Annotated in this window: 16 protein-coding genes; 9 read left to right on the plus strand and 7 right to left on the minus strand. The window is 74.4% G+C overall.

Annotation, left to right across the window (positions count from 1 at the left end; genetic code table 11):
- The first annotated feature begins 33 nt into the window (after window positions 1–33).
- On the plus strand, window positions 34–894 hold the full coding sequence (locus PGB27_RS23210; protein ID WP_274202791.1) for an SURF1 family cytochrome oxidase biogenesis protein: 861 nt from the start codon (window positions 34–36) through the stop codon (window positions 892–894).
- Window positions 895–1,007: 113 nt separating this feature from the next.
- The gene (locus PGB27_RS23215) at window positions 1,008–1,943 is read left to right on the plus strand and encodes an LLM class flavin-dependent oxidoreductase (RefSeq protein WP_274202792.1); all 936 of its coding nucleotides are present in this window, start codon (window positions 1,008–1,010) and stop codon (window positions 1,941–1,943) included.
- 29 nt (window positions 1,944–1,972) lie between these two features.
- Here the strand turns inward: PGB27_RS23215 and PGB27_RS23220 are convergent, their stop codons facing one another.
- Complete coding sequence (locus tag PGB27_RS23220) at window positions 1,973–2,914, minus strand: cobalamin biosynthesis protein (RefSeq protein ID WP_274202793.1); 942 nt, start codon at window positions 2,912–2,914, stop codon at window positions 1,973–1,975.
- An 80-nt stretch (window positions 2,915–2,994) separates the two neighbouring features.
- Between PGB27_RS23220 and tenA the strand changes: the two genes are divergently transcribed.
- A complete protein-coding gene (tenA, locus tag PGB27_RS23225; protein ID WP_274202794.1) occupies window positions 2,995–3,657 on the plus strand; it encodes a thiaminase II in 663 nt (220 codons plus the stop codon).
- 11 nt (window positions 3,658–3,668) lie between these two features.
- Here tenA and PGB27_RS23230 read toward each other — a convergent pair whose 3' ends face one another.
- Both PGB27_RS23230 and PGB27_RS23235 read right to left on the minus strand, forming a co-directional pair.
- Complete coding sequence (locus tag PGB27_RS23230) at window positions 3,669–3,995, minus strand: hypothetical protein (RefSeq protein WP_274202795.1); 327 nt, start codon at window positions 3,993–3,995, stop codon at window positions 3,669–3,671.
- A gap of 26 nt (window positions 3,996–4,021) precedes the next feature.
- The gene (locus PGB27_RS23235; protein WP_274202796.1) at window positions 4,022–4,390 is read right to left on the minus strand and encodes a hypothetical protein; all 369 of its coding nucleotides are present in this window, start codon (window positions 4,388–4,390) and stop codon (window positions 4,022–4,024) included.
- Between the two features lie 125 nt (window positions 4,391–4,515).
- Here PGB27_RS23235 and PGB27_RS23240 point away from each other — a divergent pair, with 125 nt between their 5' ends.
- The 4 genes from PGB27_RS23240 to PGB27_RS23255 all read left to right on the plus strand — a co-directional run bounded on the left by PGB27_RS23240 (window position 4,516) and on the right by PGB27_RS23255 (window position 8,716).
- Window positions 4,516–4,755 carry a hypothetical protein gene (locus PGB27_RS23240; protein ID WP_274202797.1) on the plus strand — a complete coding sequence of 80 codons (240 nt, stop codon included), beginning with the start codon at window positions 4,516–4,518 and terminating at the stop codon, window positions 4,753–4,755.
- Between the two features lie 45 nt (window positions 4,756–4,800).
- Window positions 4,801–5,361 (plus strand): GNAT family N-acetyltransferase, encoded by a 561-nt coding sequence (locus PGB27_RS23245; protein WP_274202798.1) that lies wholly within the window; start codon window positions 4,801–4,803, stop codon window positions 5,359–5,361.
- Window positions 5,362–5,824: 463 nt separating this feature from the next.
- Window positions 5,825–7,234 (plus strand): MFS transporter, encoded by a 1,410-nt coding sequence (locus tag PGB27_RS23250; protein ID WP_274202799.1) that lies wholly within the window; start codon window positions 5,825–5,827, stop codon window positions 7,232–7,234.
- A 60-nt stretch (window positions 7,235–7,294) separates the two neighbouring features.
- Window positions 7,295–8,716 carry a glucose-6-phosphate dehydrogenase gene (locus tag PGB27_RS23255; protein ID WP_274202800.1) on the plus strand — a complete coding sequence of 474 codons (1,422 nt, stop codon included), beginning with the start codon at window positions 7,295–7,297 and terminating at the stop codon, window positions 8,714–8,716.
- A gap of 107 nt (window positions 8,717–8,823) precedes the next feature.
- Here PGB27_RS23255 and PGB27_RS23260 read toward each other — a convergent pair whose 3' ends face one another.
- From PGB27_RS23260 to PGB27_RS23270, 3 genes are all read right to left on the minus strand, one after another.
- Window positions 8,824–11,199 (minus strand): xanthine dehydrogenase family protein molybdopterin-binding subunit, encoded by a 2,376-nt coding sequence (locus tag PGB27_RS23260; RefSeq protein WP_274202801.1) that lies wholly within the window; start codon window positions 11,197–11,199, stop codon window positions 8,824–8,826.
- A gap of 214 nt (window positions 11,200–11,413) precedes the next feature.
- Window positions 11,414–13,456 (minus strand): NAD(+) synthase, encoded by a 2,043-nt coding sequence (locus PGB27_RS23265; protein ID WP_274202802.1) that lies wholly within the window; start codon window positions 13,454–13,456, stop codon window positions 11,414–11,416.
- Between the two features lie 67 nt (window positions 13,457–13,523).
- Window positions 13,524–13,886, minus strand: a complete 363-nt coding sequence (locus PGB27_RS23270; protein WP_274202803.1) for a PspC domain-containing protein — start codon at window positions 13,884–13,886, stop codon at window positions 13,524–13,526.
- Between the two features lie 281 nt (window positions 13,887–14,167).
- Between PGB27_RS23270 and PGB27_RS23275 the strand changes: the two genes are divergently transcribed.
- The gene (locus tag PGB27_RS23275) at window positions 14,168–14,536 is read left to right on the plus strand and encodes a hypothetical protein (RefSeq protein ID WP_274202804.1); all 369 of its coding nucleotides are present in this window, start codon (window positions 14,168–14,170) and stop codon (window positions 14,534–14,536) included.
- Window positions 14,537–14,778: 242 nt separating this feature from the next.
- On the plus strand, window positions 14,779–14,955 hold the full coding sequence (locus tag PGB27_RS23280; protein WP_274202805.1) for a hypothetical protein: 177 nt from the start codon (window positions 14,779–14,781) through the stop codon (window positions 14,953–14,955).
- Between the two features lie 8 nt (window positions 14,956–14,963).
- Here the strand turns inward: PGB27_RS23280 and PGB27_RS23285 are convergent, their stop codons facing one another.
- Window positions 14,964–16,529, minus strand: coding sequence for a serine/threonine-protein kinase (locus PGB27_RS23285; protein ID WP_274202806.1), 1,566 nt, complete (start codon window positions 16,527–16,529; stop codon window positions 14,964–14,966).
- Window positions 16,530–16,647 lie beyond the last annotated feature (118 nt).

Genomic DNA, 16,647 nt, shown 5'->3' on the forward strand with positions numbered 1-16,647 from the left:
ACGGGATCGACGGCACCCACGTAACCTGGCGGCGTGCGGTTCCTGCTGCGGCCCGGGTGGATCGCACTGACGCTCGTCGTGGTCGCCTTCGCGTTCGCCTGCTACTACCTCCTCGCGCCGTGGCAGTTCCACCGCAGCGACGAGCGCGACGGGGTCAACGCGGCCCTGAGCCGCGGGGTGGCGACCGCGCCGGTCCCGCGCGCCGATCTCGTCGCCCCCGGCACGGCGCCGGGCGAGGACGTCGCCTGGCGTCAGGTCTCGGTCACCGGCACGTATCGGCCCGGGGCCGACGTCCTGGTCCGGCTGCGCGTCGTCGAGGGGCACCCGGCCAGCGAGGTGATGACGCCGCTGGTCACCACCACCGGCGAGACCGTCCTCGTCGACCGCGGCTACGTCCGCACCGACAGCCAGGGCGGGCTGCCGCCGATCCCGGCGCCGCCGCCCGGGGTCGTCACCGTCGTCGGTCACCAGCGCCTCGACGAGGGCCCGCCGAACCGCCCCATGGTCGTCGAGGACGGGCAGCGCCAGGTCTACGCCGCGGACGCGGGCACCATCGCCGCGGCGAACGGCATCCCGACCAGCCCGGGCTACGTCCAGCTCGTGGCGGGCCAGCCCGGGGTGCTCGCGGCCGTCCCGCTGCCACCGCCCGACCCCAACCCGTCGTACTCGTACGCCTGGCAGTGGCTGATCTTCGGGCTGATGGCGGTCGGGGCGTGGATCTACTTCGCGCGGCTGGAGTACCGCCGCGCCCGCGGGCTCGAGCCGCGGCGCCGCGACGACCAGGATCCCCGCGACGCCGCCGACGGCACCTACTGGGACGCCCGCCCCGCGAGCACCGACACCGGCAGCGCTGCCGACACCGACCAGGAGCTGGCCGACCGCCACGGCCGCTGAGCACCGGCCCGGGGACCACCCATCCACGGCAACGCCACCGGGACGCCGCCGCGACCCGAGCGCGACCGGGCACACCGACACTCGCTGCCCCCGAGCGACGGGAGGCGGACCCGATGCCCTCCGAACGCCTGGCGGTCACCGTCGTCCCCGGAGCGGGCTGGCGGGCCGCCGACATCCGTCAGGTGGCGCGCGAGGCCGAACAGGCCGGCTTCGAGGCGATGTTCTCGACCGAGGTCAACAGCGACACCATGGCCACCGCCCTGGTGATGGGGGCGGCGACCGAACGGATCACGGTCGGCACCTGGGTCGCCAACATCTACCTCCGGCACCCCTACGTGTGTGCGAAGGGCGCCGAGCTCATCGCCGACGACACCGGCGGCCGGTTCGTGCTGGGCCTCGGCGTCAGCCACGGCCCGGTCAACGACGCGCTGGGCGTCGACATGGCGAACGCGCCCGACGACCTCATCGCCTACGTCCGTGCGGTGCGTGCCTGGTTGGCCGGTGACGGTCCGGCGACGCATCTTCCGCAGCACGCCGCGGCCCACCGGGTGCCGATCCACCTCGCGGCCCTCGGACTGCGTGCGGCGGAGCGGGCAGCGACGGTTGCCGACGGCCTCATGCCCACGATGTGGTCGCCCGAGCGGGTGGCGAAGAGCGCCGAGTACATCGCTCGCGGCCGCGCCCGTGCGTCGGAACCGGGACCGGTGGAGCTGACGCTGGGCCTGCCCACCTTCCTCGGCGACGACCTCGACGCGCTCCGGGAGACGGCGCGGGCGAACCTGGCGCTCTACACCGGGTTCCCCTTCTTCCGACGGATGTGGCGCGAGAGCGGCTTCCCCGACGAGGCCGACGCGATGGACCGAGGTGAGGGCGCTGCCGGCCTGAGCGACGCGCTCCTGGACTCGTTCTGCCTCATCGGTCCGCTCTCCCGCTGTCGCGAACGCCTGGATGAGTACCGCTCCGCCGGCGTCGACCTACCGATCCTCAACCCGCCGATCGGGCCCGCGGCCGCCCTCGACGTCATCCGTGCCTTCGGAAAGGGCCCGTGATCGTGGCGACGTGGGGGCTTTCCGGACGTTCAACGCCAGCGTGGACGCCAGGCTGAGACACCCACGGCGAGCACGGTCGTCGCGAGCCCCACGATCCGGGAGAGGCGGACGGCGCGGGGCAGGTCGGCGACGGCGGGCGGGCGGCCGTCGCCGAGCACGGGGCGGTCCTGCACGCCGTAGGGGTAGACGGTGCGCCCGCCGAGGCGCAGCCCGAGGGCGCCGGCGAACGACGCCTCGACCGGGCCGGCGTTCGGGCTCGGGTGGGCGGGGGCGTCGCGGCGCCACGCCCGCCACGCCGCCGCCGGGGACCCGCCGACCAAGGGTGCAGACGCCGTCGTGACCAGCGCCGACACGCGCGCGGGGACGACGCCCGCGACGTCGTCGGTGCGCGCCGAGGCCCACCCGAAGTGCCGGTGCCGCGCCGAGCGGTGCCCGACCATGGCGTCGAGGGTGTTCACCGCCCGGTGCCCGAGCAGCCCGGGCACCCCGGCGATCGCGCCCCACACCAGCGGGGCGACCACGGCGTCGGCGGTGTTCTCGGCGACCGACTCCAGTGCCGCCCGCGCGAGGCCGTCGGGGTCGAGGGCCGACGGGTCGCGGCCGCACAGGTGCGGCAGCCGCTCGCGCGCGGCGTCGACGTCGCCGGCGGACAACGACGCGGCCATCGCCGCGCCCTCGCCCGCGAGCGAGGTCCCGCCCAGCACCGCCCAGGTCGCGGCCGCCGTCAGCCCGGCGTGCACCACGGGGTGCCGCGCGCGCTCGGCCAGCACGCCGAGACCGACGGCCCCACCGACGAGCGCCGCCGCGTACGCCACACCCGGGCCGCGCCGGTCGGCCCACCACCGGCGCTCGAGCCACGACGCCACCGTCCCGAACGCCGCGACCGGGTGCCCGCGCCGCGGGTCACCGAACACGGCGTCGGCGAGCACCCCCAGCGCGAGCCCAGCGGCGCGCGAGGACCCGGCAGACACCGCGTGATGATCGCACCAGGCATCGGTGACACGTCCGGCACGGCACCACGCCCGCGGCCGCGGTGTGACACGGTGATCGCGTGGGGTTCAGCGACGACCTGTGGTCCGCCGGCGCCGACGTCTACGCGCGCGTCCGGGAGCACCCGTTCCTCACCGGCCTGTCCGACGGGACGCTCCCGCACGACGCGTTCCGGCACTTCGTCGTGCAGGACGCCCACTACCTGCGCGGCTACGCCCGGGCCCTCGCGCTGCTCGCGGCGCGCGCGCCGGCGGAGGCCGACACGGTGATGTTCAGCGAGCACGCCGCCGGGGCGATCGCCGCCGAGCAGGAGATGCACGCCGAGCTCGCCGACGCCCTCGGGCTCACGGTCGCCGAGGCGGCCGCCGTCCCGGTCGCGCCGACCACCACCGCGTACACGTCCTACCTGCTCGCCACCTGCCACGGCGGCTCGTTCGCCGAGGGCCTCGGCGCGGTGCTGCCGTGCTACTGGATCTACGCCGAGGTCGGCGAGGCCCTGCTCGCGGCCTCCTCCCCCGACCCGCTCTACGCCCGCTGGATCGCGATGTACGGCGGCGAGGAGTTCCGGGCCGTCGTCGACGCCGTGCTCGCCCTCACCGACCGCGTCGGACCGACCCTCGGCGACACCGAGCGCGAGCGCGTCCGGGCGCACTTCGTCACGACGTGCCGCTACGAGTGGATGTTCTGGGACGCGGCCTGGCGTCAGGAGACCTGGCCGGTCTAGGGAGCCCGGTCCTAGGGCGCCGGCCGCCGCAGCACGAACCGCGTCTCGACGACGTGCGGCGCGGCCCCGGGCGCCCGCCCCGGCGCACTCGGCACCAGCGCGCCCTGCGGCCCCGCGAGGGCGACGAGCTCCCAGCCCTGCCGTCCCAGGTGGTTGAGCTGCTCGGCGTACACGCGCGCCCAGGCGACGCGATAGGGCCGGTACTCCTCGAGCAGCAGCTCGCCGGCCGGCCCGATGGCGTAGATCTGCCACTCGGCGCTCTCGCCGCCGGCGGCCGCGTCGTCGGACAGCCCGACCGCCGAGATCTCCAGCGTCGCGTACTCCCAGGCGGCGGCCACGTCGTGACCCTAATCGCGCGGGGGCGTCAGGACGCCCGGCGACCGCGGCGGTGCTGCGGGGCGAGCGCCGCCGCGCGGGCCGCCTCGGTGGCTCGGGCGGTGGCCCGCGCGGCGCGGGCGGTGCGCGCCCGGCGCAGGGCGGAGCTCCGTCCCGTCGACGACGCCCCGCGGGCGCGGTCGGCGGTCGGGCCCAGCGTCGTCACCGTGCGGCCCGACCCGCCCGGGGTCGGCGTCGGGCCGTCGCCGGTGAGCAGGAAGCCGCCGACCTTCGCGATGAGCCCGAGGACGATGGCCGTCGGCCCGAGCACCCAGGCGCCGGGTATGCCGAGCACGATCACGCCGATGCCGGTCCCGAGGAGGACCAGACCGCCGAGCAGGAGGAGAGCCGACCGCACGTGACCACGTTACGTGGTCAGAGCCGGCTCTTCAGTCGACCGATCGGGCCAACGAGGTGGGCGTCGCGGCGGTGACGACCGCGCCCCGGGGTCGTAGGGTGTGCCGGTCGCGTCTGGGAGGGCACATGGAGTTCGTCGTCCGGTACGTCAACGGCCCTCTGCAGGGCATCGGGTCGGTCACTCAGCCCGACGACGCCGGGGAGGAGCCGCCGCTGCTCCAGCGCATCCCGCTGCCGAGCGGTGAGCACGGCCTGCGGCGCACGGTGTCGGACATGGCCGGTGGCGGGCAGGTCGCCATCTACGAGCGCACCGGCTTCAACGAGCCGGCCGGCGAGTGGGAGTTCTCGCTGGTCCGCGTGGAGTAGCCGCGGGACTGGCGACGACGGCGGGTCGGTGGGCAGGATCGAGACGTGTCCACCGAGTCCGCCGCCGGGTCGAGCACCGCGCCCGGCACCGGCGTCCTGCGCCCCGCCACCGCCGACGACGCCCCCCGGGTCGCCGCGATCTTCGCCGGCTACGTCCTGCGCTCCATCGCGACCTTCGTCGAGGAGCCGCCGACCGACGACACGTGGCGCGAGCGCATCACCACCGGCTTCGGTGTCGGGCTGCCGTTCCTCGTCGCCGAGGTCGACGGGGAGGTCGAGGGCTTCGCGTACGCGGCGTCGTTCCGGCCGCACGCGGCCTATCGCTACACCGTCGAGGACTCGATCTACATCGCACCGGAGGCGGCGGGCCGCGGCCTGGGGTCGCAGCTGCTCGCGGCACTGCTCGACGCACTGCGCGGCACCGAGGTGCGCCAGGTCGTCGCGGTGATCGCCGCGCTGGCCGGGTCGCGGCACGACACCCCGTCGATCGTGCTGCACCGCCGGCTCGGGTTCGTCGAGGTCGGGCGGATGCCGTCGGTGGGCTACAAGAACGGCCAGTGGGCCGACACGGTGCTCATGCAGGCCGACCTGCGCCCCGACGGCTGAGCCCCTGCCCCGCGGCACGACGACGGGCGGGGAACGACGACGGGCGGGGAACGACGACGGGCGGGGAACGACGACGAGCGGGTAACGGCGACGGGCGGGACGACGACGGGCCGCCCCGCGACGTGCGGGCCGGCCCGGCGAACATGATCGAAGTACCGATACGGACACTCAACGTCAGCGACGGCACTTCGCTGACACGGCGCCGCTGGCGAACGGTGGGTGCTGTCTGCACCCACACCCGGAGACGCGCGGACGTGGGCGCGTGTTCCGTCCCGGAATCCGCCCTTGGGCATGACCCCACTCACAGCGTCGAGATGCATTCACCCTGTGTCGCGCGCGGGTCCGCAGTAATGTCCGGCGAGCAGGAGAAGTAAACGGACGTTAACGACTTTCGGGTTGTTCCCGTCAAATCGGACAGCTCGATCCCGTCGGGGGCAGCGCTTCGGCGACGAGGGGAGACGACATGACGCAGACCGAGGAGGGCGGCGGGGCACCGGAGGGCGTCACCGTCACCGACACGGGAACCATGCGGCGTGCGGTCGGCGCCGCGGCGGTCGGCAACATCACCGAGTGGTTCGACTTCGGTGTCTACGCCTATCTCGCCACGACCATCGAGGAGAACTTCTTCCCGCCCGACAACCCGACGTTGGCGCAGGTCGGTGTGTTCGCGGGCTTCGCGGTGTCGTTCGTGGTGCGCCCGCTCGGCGGGCTGTTCTTCGGCCCGCTGGGCGACCGGATCGGCCGCACCAAGGTCCTGTCGATCACCGTCATCATGATGGCGATCGGGACGTTCCTGCTCGGCTTCATCCCGCCGTACGCGTCCATCGGCATCTGGGCGCCGATCCTGCTCGTGCTCTGTCGGGTCGTGCAGGGATTCTCCACCGGCGGTGAGTACGCGGGCGCGATGACGTTCATCGCCGAGTACTCCCCCGACCGACGGCGCGGATTCTTCGGCAGTTTCCTCGAGTGCGGGACGTTCATCGGGTACGCGCTCGGGGCGACCGTCGCCACCGTCATCCCACTCGTCTCGACGCCCGAGTTCGCGTCGACCTGGGCGTGGCGCATCCCGTTCTTCATCGCCCTGCCACTGGGCATCGTCGGCGTCTACCTGCGCGTGCGGCTCGAGGAGACGCCGGCGTTCCAGACGCTGCTCTCCGAGTCCGAGGAACGCGAGGGCACGCAGGCCGGCACGGGCATCAAGAAACTGTTCGTCGACTACTGGCCGGCGATGCTCGCGGCCGGCGGGCTCGTCGTGGCCTGGAACGTCCCGAACTACATGCTGACCAGCTACATGCCGACCTACCTCGAGGACAACGTCACCGTCGTCGGCGGCACCGCGATCGACAGCACGACCTCGCAGTGGCTCCAGATCGCCGTGCTCTGGGTGGCCGTGCTCGTCATCCCGTTCCTGGGCCGGCTCTCCGACCGCGTCGGGCGCAAGCCGATCCTCTGGGTCGGTGCCGTGGGGACGATCGTGCTCGCGTTCCCGATGATCCTGGTGCTCGGGAGCGGGTCGGTGCCGCTGGTCGGGCTCGGCCTCGCCGTCATGGGCGCGCTCCTGATCTGCTTCTCGGCGACCTGCCCGTCCACGTTGCCGGCGCTGTTCCCCACCGAGATCCGCTATGGCGGCCTGTCGATCTCGTTCAACATCTTCGTGTCGGCCTTCGCCGGCACGACGTCGCTGATCATGACGGCGGTCGTGCTGGGAACCGGCTGGGCGTACTGGCCCGCGGTCTACCTGATCATCTTCGGGATCGTCGGCGTCGCCGTGCTGGTGAAGCTGCGGGACCCGGCCGGGCGCCCGCTGCCCGGGTCGAACCCCGCGGTCTCCACCGAGCAGGAGGCGCGCGAGCTCGCCGCCGCGCGGGGCTGATCGTCACCGATGGGGGGCGACGGGGGTGTCGGGCCGGGTCATCACGGGCACGATGGGCCCGTGTCCCAGTCGACGGCCTCCCCCGGGCCCACCGTCTTCGTCCTGTTCGGCGCCACGGGTGACCTCGCCAAGCGTCTGGTGCTGCCGTCGTTCTTCCGCCTCGTCCAGGAGAAGCTCCTGCCCGAGGAGTGGCGGCTGATCGGCAACGGGCGCCGCAGCAAGACCGACGACGAGTTCCGCGACGAGGTCCGCGAGGCCCTGGAGCAGTTCGGTGGCCTGAAGCCCGAGGACGGGCCCTGGGACGAGTTCGCCGCGGGGCTGCGGTTCGCCGGTGGCGGGTTCACCGTCGAGGACCCCGGCGAGCTGCTCGACCGGATCGCCGAGGCCCGGGGCGAGATCGGGCAGGACGCGCAGCTCGTCCACTACCTGGGCCTCCCGCCCCAGACCTTCGGCGACTACACCCGGGCGTTGGGGGCCCACGGCCTCGCCGAGGGCTCGCGGGTCGTCTACGAGAAGCCGTTCGGCACCTCGCTGGAGAGCTTCCGCGAGCTCGACCGGGTCGTGCACGACGTGCTCGACGAGTCCCAGGTCTTCCGCATCGACCATTTCCTCGGCAAGGAGGCCACCCAGGAGCTGCGGGCCCTGCGCTTCGCCAACGGCCTGTTCGGCAGCTCCTGGGACCGCCACCACGTGGCCGCCGTGGAGATCGATGTCCCGGAGACCCTCGACGTCGCCGACCGCGCCGAGTTCTACGACGCCACCGGCGCCGTGCTCGACATGCTCGTGACGCACCTGTTCCAGGTCGCCGCCGAGGTCGCCATGGATCCGCCGGCGTCGTTCGCGGCCGACGACGTCTCCGCCGCCCGCAACGACGTCATCCGGTGCTTCCGCGCGCTCGCGCGCGACGAGGTGGTCCGCGGCCAGTTCGACGGCTACCGCGACCTGGACCACGTCGCGGACGACTCGACCACCGAGACGTTCGTCGCCGCCCGCCTCTGGGTCGACAGCCACCGCTGGCAGGGCGTGCCCTTCCTGCTGCGCACCGGCAAGCGGATGGCCGAGAGCCACCAGAAGGTCAACCTGATCTTCCGCGACCCCGAGGGCGGCCCGGTCGCCGACCGCGACCTGCCGACGAGGGGCAACGTGCTGTGCTTCGACCTCGCGGGCGACGGCGCGCTCGCGCTGTCGATGAACGTCAAGACGCCGGGGGCGTCGTCGGAGCTCGGCACCACGTGGACCCAGATCCCGCTCGACACGCTCTCCGGCGGCGACCCGCTGCCGCCGTACGTGCGGCTCATCCACGACGTGCTCACCGGGGACCGGGCGCTGTTCACCCGGCCCGACGGGCTCGAGGAGGTCTGGACCGCGGCGGCCGAGGTGCTCGACGACCACCGGCAGCCCGAGCCCTACGCGCCCGGCAGCTGGGGCCCCGAGTCGGCCCTGCGCCTCGCCGACCCCGTCGGCTGGGTCCTCCCCGGCTGAGGTCCTCGTGAGCGATCTTTCGAGCTATCGCTCGAAAGATCGCTCACGTGGGGCCCGCCGTGTGGGCGGGCTCCGGGGCGGTGACCCCGGAGCCCGCCACAGGGAGGTCAGTGCTGCGAGCCCGGCTCCCCGGCGTACTCGGGGCCGGCCTGCTGGCGCGTGGCCGGGTCCTCGCCCTGCGCGCCCTGGATGGCGCGCCACACGGCCTCCGGCGTCAGCGGCATGTCGATGTGCCGCACGCCCAGGTGCGAGAGCGCGTCGACGACGGCGTTGTGCACCGCGGGCGTCGAGCCGATCGTGCCCGACTCCCCGATGCCCTTGGCGCCGATCGGGTTGAGGTGGGTCGGGGTCTCGGTGTTCGAGACCTCGAACCCGCACAGGTCCGCCGCCGACGGGATGACGTAGGACGCGAGGTTGCCGCTGGTCGGGTTGCCGTCCTCGTCGAACGTGACCCGCTCGTAGAGCGCCTGCGCGATGCCCTGCGCGATGCCGCCGTGCTGCTGCCCGGCGACGAGCATCGGGTTGAGGATGCGACCCGCGTCGTCGACGGCGACGTGGCGGCGCTGGCGCACCATGCCGGTGTCGAGGTCGACGTCGACGACGGCGATGTGCGAGCCGAACGGGAAGCTCGACTGGCCCTGCTTGAAGTCGAGCTCCTCGAGCAGCGGGCCCGTGGACCCGTCCTCGGTGCCCGTGCCGTCCTCGGCGGCGGTGGCGACCTGCGACCAGGTGATCTCCCGGTCGGCGACGCCGCGGACGCCGAAGCCGCCGTCGGTCTGCTCGATGTCGTCGACGGACGCCTCGAGCAGGTGCGCCGCGATCTCCTTGGCGCGCGAGACGAGCTGCTCGGAGGCGTTGTGGATCGCGCTGCCGCCGGTCTGCAGCGAGCGCGAGCCCAGCGTCCCGGCGCCGCTGCGCACGAGCGACGTGTCGGACTGGACGACCTTGATCTTGTCCATCGGCACACCGAGGACCCCGGACGCGAGCTGCGCGTACGCGGTCTCGTGGCCCTGGCCGTGGGCACTGGTGCCGGCCATGACGGTGAACGTGCCGTCGGGGTGCGCCTGCGCCGAGCCGTACTCACCGTCGAGGCCGAGCGGGGCGGTGACCTCGACGTACGACGCGACGCCGATGCCCATCGCGGTCCGGCTGCCCTCGGAGCGGCGGCGCTCCTGCTCGGCGCGCAGCGCGTCGTAGTCGGCGGCCTGCTTGACCGCGTCGAGCGCCTTCTCGTGCTCGGCGTTGTCGTACTCGGCGCCCGTGAGGCTCGTCATCGGGAACGCGTCGGGCTGCAGGAAGTTCTTCCGGCGCATCTCGAGCGGGTCGACGCCGATCTCGTCGGCGGCGATGTCGATGATCCGCTCGAGCAGCTGCGTCGCCTCGGGACGGCCCGCGCCGCGGTAGGCGCCGGTGGTCGTCGTGTTGGTGACGACGGTCTTCCACGTGAAGTCGATGGCCGGGATGTCGTAGACGCCCTGGGCCATGAGCTGGGTCAGGCTCGGCAGGATCGTGCCGACCGCGGGGTACATGCCGCCGTCGCCGACGACCGTCGCGCGCAGCCCGACGATCGTGCCGTCGCGCTTGACGCCCAGCTCGGCGTACTGCACCTGGGCGCGCCCGTGGACCATCGAGAGCATGTTCTCGGAGCGGGTCTCGGTCCAGCGGACCGGCCGGCCGAGGTCCATCGCGGCCCGCGCGGCGATCGAGTACTCGGGGTAGGCCGTGGCCTTCGGGCCGAAGCCGCCGCCGACCCGCGGGGCGATGACGCGGACCTGGGTCGCGTCGAGACCGAGGTCGCTCGCGAGGGCGTCGCGCGCCCCGTGCGGGGTCTGGATCGACAGCCACAGGGTCACGCCGCCGTCGGGCTCGCCGGGCACCGCGACGCAGGCGTTCGGCTCCATCGGCACGCCCGCGAGGCGCTGGTTGTAGAACTTGCCGGACACCACGACGTCGGCGTCGTCGAACAGCCCCTCGACGTCGCCGGTGCCCGCGCCCGCGACGACGTTCGAGCCGTGCTCCTCGAAGATCACCGGCGCGTCGTCGGCGAGGGCCTCCTCGATGCCCACCACCGCGGGCAGCGGGTCGATGTCCGGGAGCACGCTCTCCGCGGCGTCCAGCGCCTGGCCCGCGGTCTCGGCGACGACGGCGGCGATGATGTCGCCGACGAAGCGCACGCGACCGCGCGCGAGCGGCGGGCGCGACATCGCGTCGGGGACGACGCCGGGCAGGCCCGGCCGGTCGTTGATCTGCAGGTCACCGTCGGTGTAGACGCCGACGACGCCGGGCTTGGCGCGGGCCTCCTCGACGTCCACCGAGTTCAGCGTCCCGTGCGCGATGGGCGAGCGGACGAAGACCACGTGGTACGAGCCCTCGACGGGCAGGTCACCGGTGTACTGCGAGGCCCCGGTGATCAGGGCCTGGTCCTCGGTGCGCTTGACCGAGTGGCCGAAGATCGATCCTGATCGGCTGGGGGTGATGGTCATCGCCGTGCTCCCTCGATGTCGTGGCGGCGCGGTCAGAAGATCAGACCGTTGGGGTGGCGTCGAGAGCAGATTTCCACGCCGTTTCCGGTTGCGCGCGTCCGGAGGCCGAACGTCGGCGCGTCGGCCGCCGTCCGGACGTCGCGGGGCCATCCTGCCGCTGGACGGGGTCCCCGTCACCGGCGAGGAGGCCACCGACCGCGCAGCGCGCGGCCGGCTAGCTCTCCGGCACGTGCTCGTCGATCTCGGCGAGCCAGATGCGCGCCGAGGAGTCCGAGGGCGCCCGCCAGTCCCCGCGCGGCGAGAGCGAGCCGCCGGCCACGACCTTGGGGCCGTTGGGCTGCGCCGAGCGCTTGAACTGGGCGAACCCGAAGAACCGCTGCGCGAAGACCTGCAGCCAGCGCCGGATCTCGGCGAGGTCGTAGGCCCGCCGGTCGCCCTCGGGGTAGCCCGGCGGCCAGTGGCCGGCGTCGAGGTCGCGCCACGCGTGCCACGACAGGAACGCGATCCGCGACGGCCGGAACCCGTGGCGCAGCACCCAGTAGAGGTTGAAGTCCTGCAGGTCGTACGGCCCGATCTTCTGCTCGCTGGACTGGATCTCCTGGTCGGAGTCCGCGGGCACGAGCTCCGGGCTGATCTCGGTGTCGAGGACGTCCTGCAGCACGTCGCCGACCTCGTCCTCGAACTGCCCGGAACTGATCACCCAGCGGATGAGGTGCTGCACGAGCGTCTTCGGCACGCCGCTGTTGACGGTGTAGTGCGACATCTGGTCGCCGACGCCGTAGGTGGACCAGCCGAGCGCCGCCTCGGACAGGTCGCCGGTCCCCAGCACGATGCCGCCGCGCTGGTTGGCGGCCCGGAAGAGGTAGTCGGTGCGCAGGCCGGCCTGGACGTTCTCGAACGTCACGTCGTAGTGCGGCTCGCCCTGCGAGAACGGGTGGTCGAGGTTCGCCAGCATCAGCCGGGCGGTCTCGGTGATGTCGATGGTCTCGAAGGTGCAGCCCAGGGCCTCGGCGAGGCGCTCGGCGTTGCCCTTCGTCCGCTCCCCCGTCGCGAAGCCCGGCAGCGTGAACGCGAGGATGTCCGAGCGCGGGCGCCCGGCGCGGTCCATCGCCCGCGCGGCGACGATGAGCGCGTGGGTGGAGTCGAGCCCGCCCGACACCCCGATGACGACCTTGGCGTCGCCGATGGCCCGCAGCCGCTGCAGCAGCCCGGCGACCTGGATGTTGTAGGCCTCGAAGCAGTCCTGCTCGAGGCGGGCGGGGTCGGCGGGGACGAACGGGAAGCGCTCGATCGTGCGGCGGAAGCCGATGTCGCCCGTCGGCGGGTCGAGCACGAAGTCGATCGTGCGGAACGGCTGCTCGTGGCGGCGCCGGTTGTCGTCGAACGTGCCCATGCGCAGGCGCTCGGAGCGCACGAGGCGCAGGTCGACGTCGGCGACGGCGTGCTGCTCGCCGGCCGGGAACCGCTCGGTCTCGGCCAGCAGCACCCCGTTCTCGTGGATGCTCGTCTGCCCGTCCCAGGAGACCTCGGTGGTCGACTCGCCGTCGCCCGCCGCGGCGTAGACGTAGGCCGCCGAGCACCGCGCGGACGCCGACTGCGCGAGCAGCTGGCGGTCGTCGGCGCGCCCGACCGTGATCGGGCTGCCCGAGATGTTGGCGAGCACCGTGGCGCCGGCGAGCGCGGCGTGGGCGCTCGGCGGGATCGGGACGAACATGTCCTCGCAGACCTCGACGTGCAACACGAGGCCGTCGACGTCGGTGGCGTCGAAGAGCAGGTCGGAGCCGAAGGGCACGTCCTCGCCGAGCAGGTGGATCGTCCCGCCCTCGCCGGCGCCGGAGGCCATCTGGCGGGGCTCGTAGAACTCCCGGTAGTTCGGCAGGTAGGTCTTGGGGACGACGCCCAGGATCCGCCCGCGGTGCACCACGACCGCGCAGTTGTAGACGCGGTGGCGGTGGCGCAGCGGCGCGCCCAGGACGAGCACCGGGGCCAGCTCCGCCGACGCCGCCACGACCTCCGCGAGCGCGTCGACGACCGTGTCGAGGAGCGTGTCCTGCAGGAGCAGGTCCTCGATGGAGTAGCCCGAGAGCGTCAGCTCCGGGAACACGGCGAGGCCCACCCCGTCGTCGTGGACCTCCCGGGCCACCGCGAGCAGTGACGCGGCGTTCGCGGCCGGGTCGGCGATCGTCGTGCGGATCGTCGCGGCCGCGACGCGCACGAAGCCCTGGTGGTACACCGAGGTGAAGGGCGGGCTGGGCATTCCTGGCTTCCTCCTGGGCCGGCGACGCGGGCGAGCGTAGATCGCCCGCCCGGTCGCCGCCGGAGGGTCAGACGGTGGTCGTCGGAGGGCTGGTCGGAGGGCTGGTCGGCGGGGTCGGGTCGGTCGGCGGGGTCACCGGCGCGGCCCCGTCCCCCGATCCGTCCGCAGCCTCCTCCTCCGGCACCAGCGCCCAGGCGGCCAGGTAGGCGATCAGACCCACGAGGTGCCCGAAGACGGCCAGGAGTACCGCGACGACACGGACGAGGGTCACGTCCAGGCCGGTGCGGGCGGCGATGCCCCCGCAGACGCCGGCGATCCAGCGGTCACCGACGCTGCGGCGGAAGCCGAAGGCCCCGCCGACGGGTCCGGCTCCGCTGCGCTCCGCGTTCGGACGGGACGGGGTGCTCTGCGTGCTCTGCGGGGTGGTCATGGCTCCGAGCGTGCCGCCGCGAGCGGGCCCCGCCCTCCGGGTCGATCCCTGGTCGCACCCGGATCCGCGGCGTCCGGGGTCTCGGGGTCGGGGCAGGCATCGACGGCACGCCCGGGAACCGTGTGACGGGAGGTCACCACGGCGCACCGCGTCGCCGAGGGGTGTCGAGGCCCCACCGCGCGGGTGGTCACGCCCACAGGGACCCGGAGTGACCCACCCCGACACCGGAGGGATACTCGTCGGTAACCACGCGGTCCCCGTGGACCGCCCGGAGGTGACCGATGTCCGCGCCGACGACCCTGCCGACGACCGTGCCCATGACCCGCCCGACCCGCCCGACCAGCACGATCGAGACCGCCCCCTGGGTGCTCGCCCACGCCACGGCGTGCGCCGAGGCCGTGGCGACGGCCCTCGACCTGCTCGACGAGGACGACGTCGAGACCGTCCCGGACGACGCGGGCGAGGGCTTCACCCTGCGGGTGCACGCCGACCCGCCGCGCGCGGTCCGCGCCGTGCGCTGGTCGGCGGTGTCGGGATGGGCCGCGACGGCGGATCCGGCGCTGCGCCGTGCACCGCGCTGGTGGACGCTGCCCCTGGCGGCCGACGCCGAGCCGCTGGCGCTGTGCGAGGTGCTGCGCAGCGGGCAGTGATCCCGCGACGGGCGGGTGAGGGGACGGGGCGCCGGCGCGGGCGTTCGCCGGTGCGGGCCCCTCGTCCGCACCGGCGGCCCCGGGTCGGAACGTACCGGGCGGTCCCCTCGTCGTGAAGCCGGGCGTGGGGACACCCCGCGCCGCCACCCGGACGTACGCACAATGACGTACAGCGCACGCCCCGTCGGGGGCCCTAGCCTCGGTGATCGACGACCCCGCCTCGGGGACGCACGGGAGGCGTCATGCGCGACCCACTGGCCGATCGACTGATCCAGGAGCCCCGCATCCGGCGGATCGTGCGCCGGACCCCGGCCGCGCCCGCAGCACCCGCGGGTCCGGCCGTGCCCGCTCCCCGCCGGGAGGAGCCGGACGTCCCGGCGCCCCGGTCGCCGGGTCACGAGGAGCGCTCGAGCGCCTGAGGGACCGCCTAGCGGTCGTGGCCGCGGGCGCGCCCGCGGGGGCGGTCGTCGCCCCGGTCGCCACCCCGGTCCGACCGGGCCTGGGCGCGCCACCGCTCGTACCACCGCTCCCACGCCGCAGACGCGCGGTCGGCGGAGTCCCGCGAGCGCCGGCTCGCGGTCGGCGAGGACGACGCGACCTCCTCGACGTCGTCGGCCGTGCTGGTCGTGCGGCGCGGCGTGGTGGTCGCCGGCGCGGCCGGGACCACCGGCGGCGCGGCCACCGGGACGGGTGCCGATGCCGGTGTCGGTGCCGGGGTCTGCGGCGCCGCGAGCGGCACCGGGTCGGACGAGCTCGTCGCGGCCGCGACGACCCCCGCGGCCCCCAGCACCCCGACGAGCCCCGCACCCACGGCCACGACCCGCCGGGCGGGCCGCCGGGACCGGCCCGGTGCGGGGGCGACGGGCGTGACCGCCCGGGTCGCGGGACGGGCGGTGGGATGTGCGGTGGGACGGGCGCCGGGAGGGGCAGCCGCGTGGTCGTGCCCGGGCAGCAGGAGCGGGCCGGTGGGCGACTCGTCGGCGTCCGGGTCGGCGGCCGGGTCGGCGGCCGGGTCGGCGGCCGGTCCGACGCTCGCCCCCGCGGCGAGCAGGTCGGCGTGGACCGCGGTGCCGGTACCGCGAGCCTCGTCGTCCGCGGCCTGCCCGGCTGTGAGGGCGCCGGCCTCGGGCCCGGTGTCGCGCCCGGCGAGCAGACGGGCGGCGCGGGCGGCGTCGGGCCGGCGGGTGGGGTCGTGGTCGAGCAGGGCACGCAGCACGGGCGTCAGGTCGCCGGCGCGGCGGGCCGGCGCCACGATGCCCGTCGCGACGCGCGAGAGCACCTCGAGCGCGTTGCCCCCGTCGCCGGCGGGCGGGGCGCCCTCGAGCGCGGCGTAGAGCGTGGCACCGAGCGAGAACACGTCGGCGGCGGCCGTCGCGGGGCCGCCGCGCGCGAGCTCGGGCGCCATGTAGTGCGGCGTCCCGGCGACGAGCTGGTCGGCGGTGCCGGGCTCGGCGTCGATGACGGCGATGCCGAAGTCGGCGACGGTGACGGTGTCGTCCGGACCGATCATGACGTTGGCGGGCTTGACGTCGCGGTGGACGATGCCGCGCGCGTGCATGGCGGCGAGGCCCTCGGCGATCTGCGCGCCGATCGCGGCCACGCGCACCGGCGGCAGCGGGCCCTCGCGGTCGAGGAGGTCCGCCAGCGACGGGGCCGCGACGTACTCCATGACGAGGCAGACCTCGCCGTCGAGCTCGGTCATGTCGAAGATCGCGGCGAGCCGCGGGTGGTGCAGGCGGGCGGCGACGCGGCCCTCCCGGTGCGCCCGCTCGCGCACGAGGCGCGCGCGCTGCGCGTCGAGGGCGCGGCCGCCGTGGAGCCGCTTGACGGCGACGTCCCGGTCCAGCAGCTCGTCGTGGGCGCGCCACACCGAGCCCGATCCCCCGCGCCCCACGGGCGCGAGCAGGAGGTAGCGACCGGCGACGAGGCGTCCGGGCTCGATCGTGGCCCGTGCGTCCCCGAGGGTGGACGGCACCGAGGTCGGCGTCGACATGCCCCTCCCTTCTGCTCCGTGACCGCGTATCGCGCGCCGTGACCATTCCGTTACCGAACTCGGCCCGCGATCGGCCGGACCCACCGATCGGGTGACGCCGCATCCTCGCCCGGCCTCC

Origin of the sequence: Actinomycetospora lemnae, assembly GCF_028737315.1 — a bacterium.
Taxonomy (GTDB): Bacteria; Actinomycetota; Actinomycetes; order Mycobacteriales; family Pseudonocardiaceae; genus Actinomycetospora; species Actinomycetospora lemnae.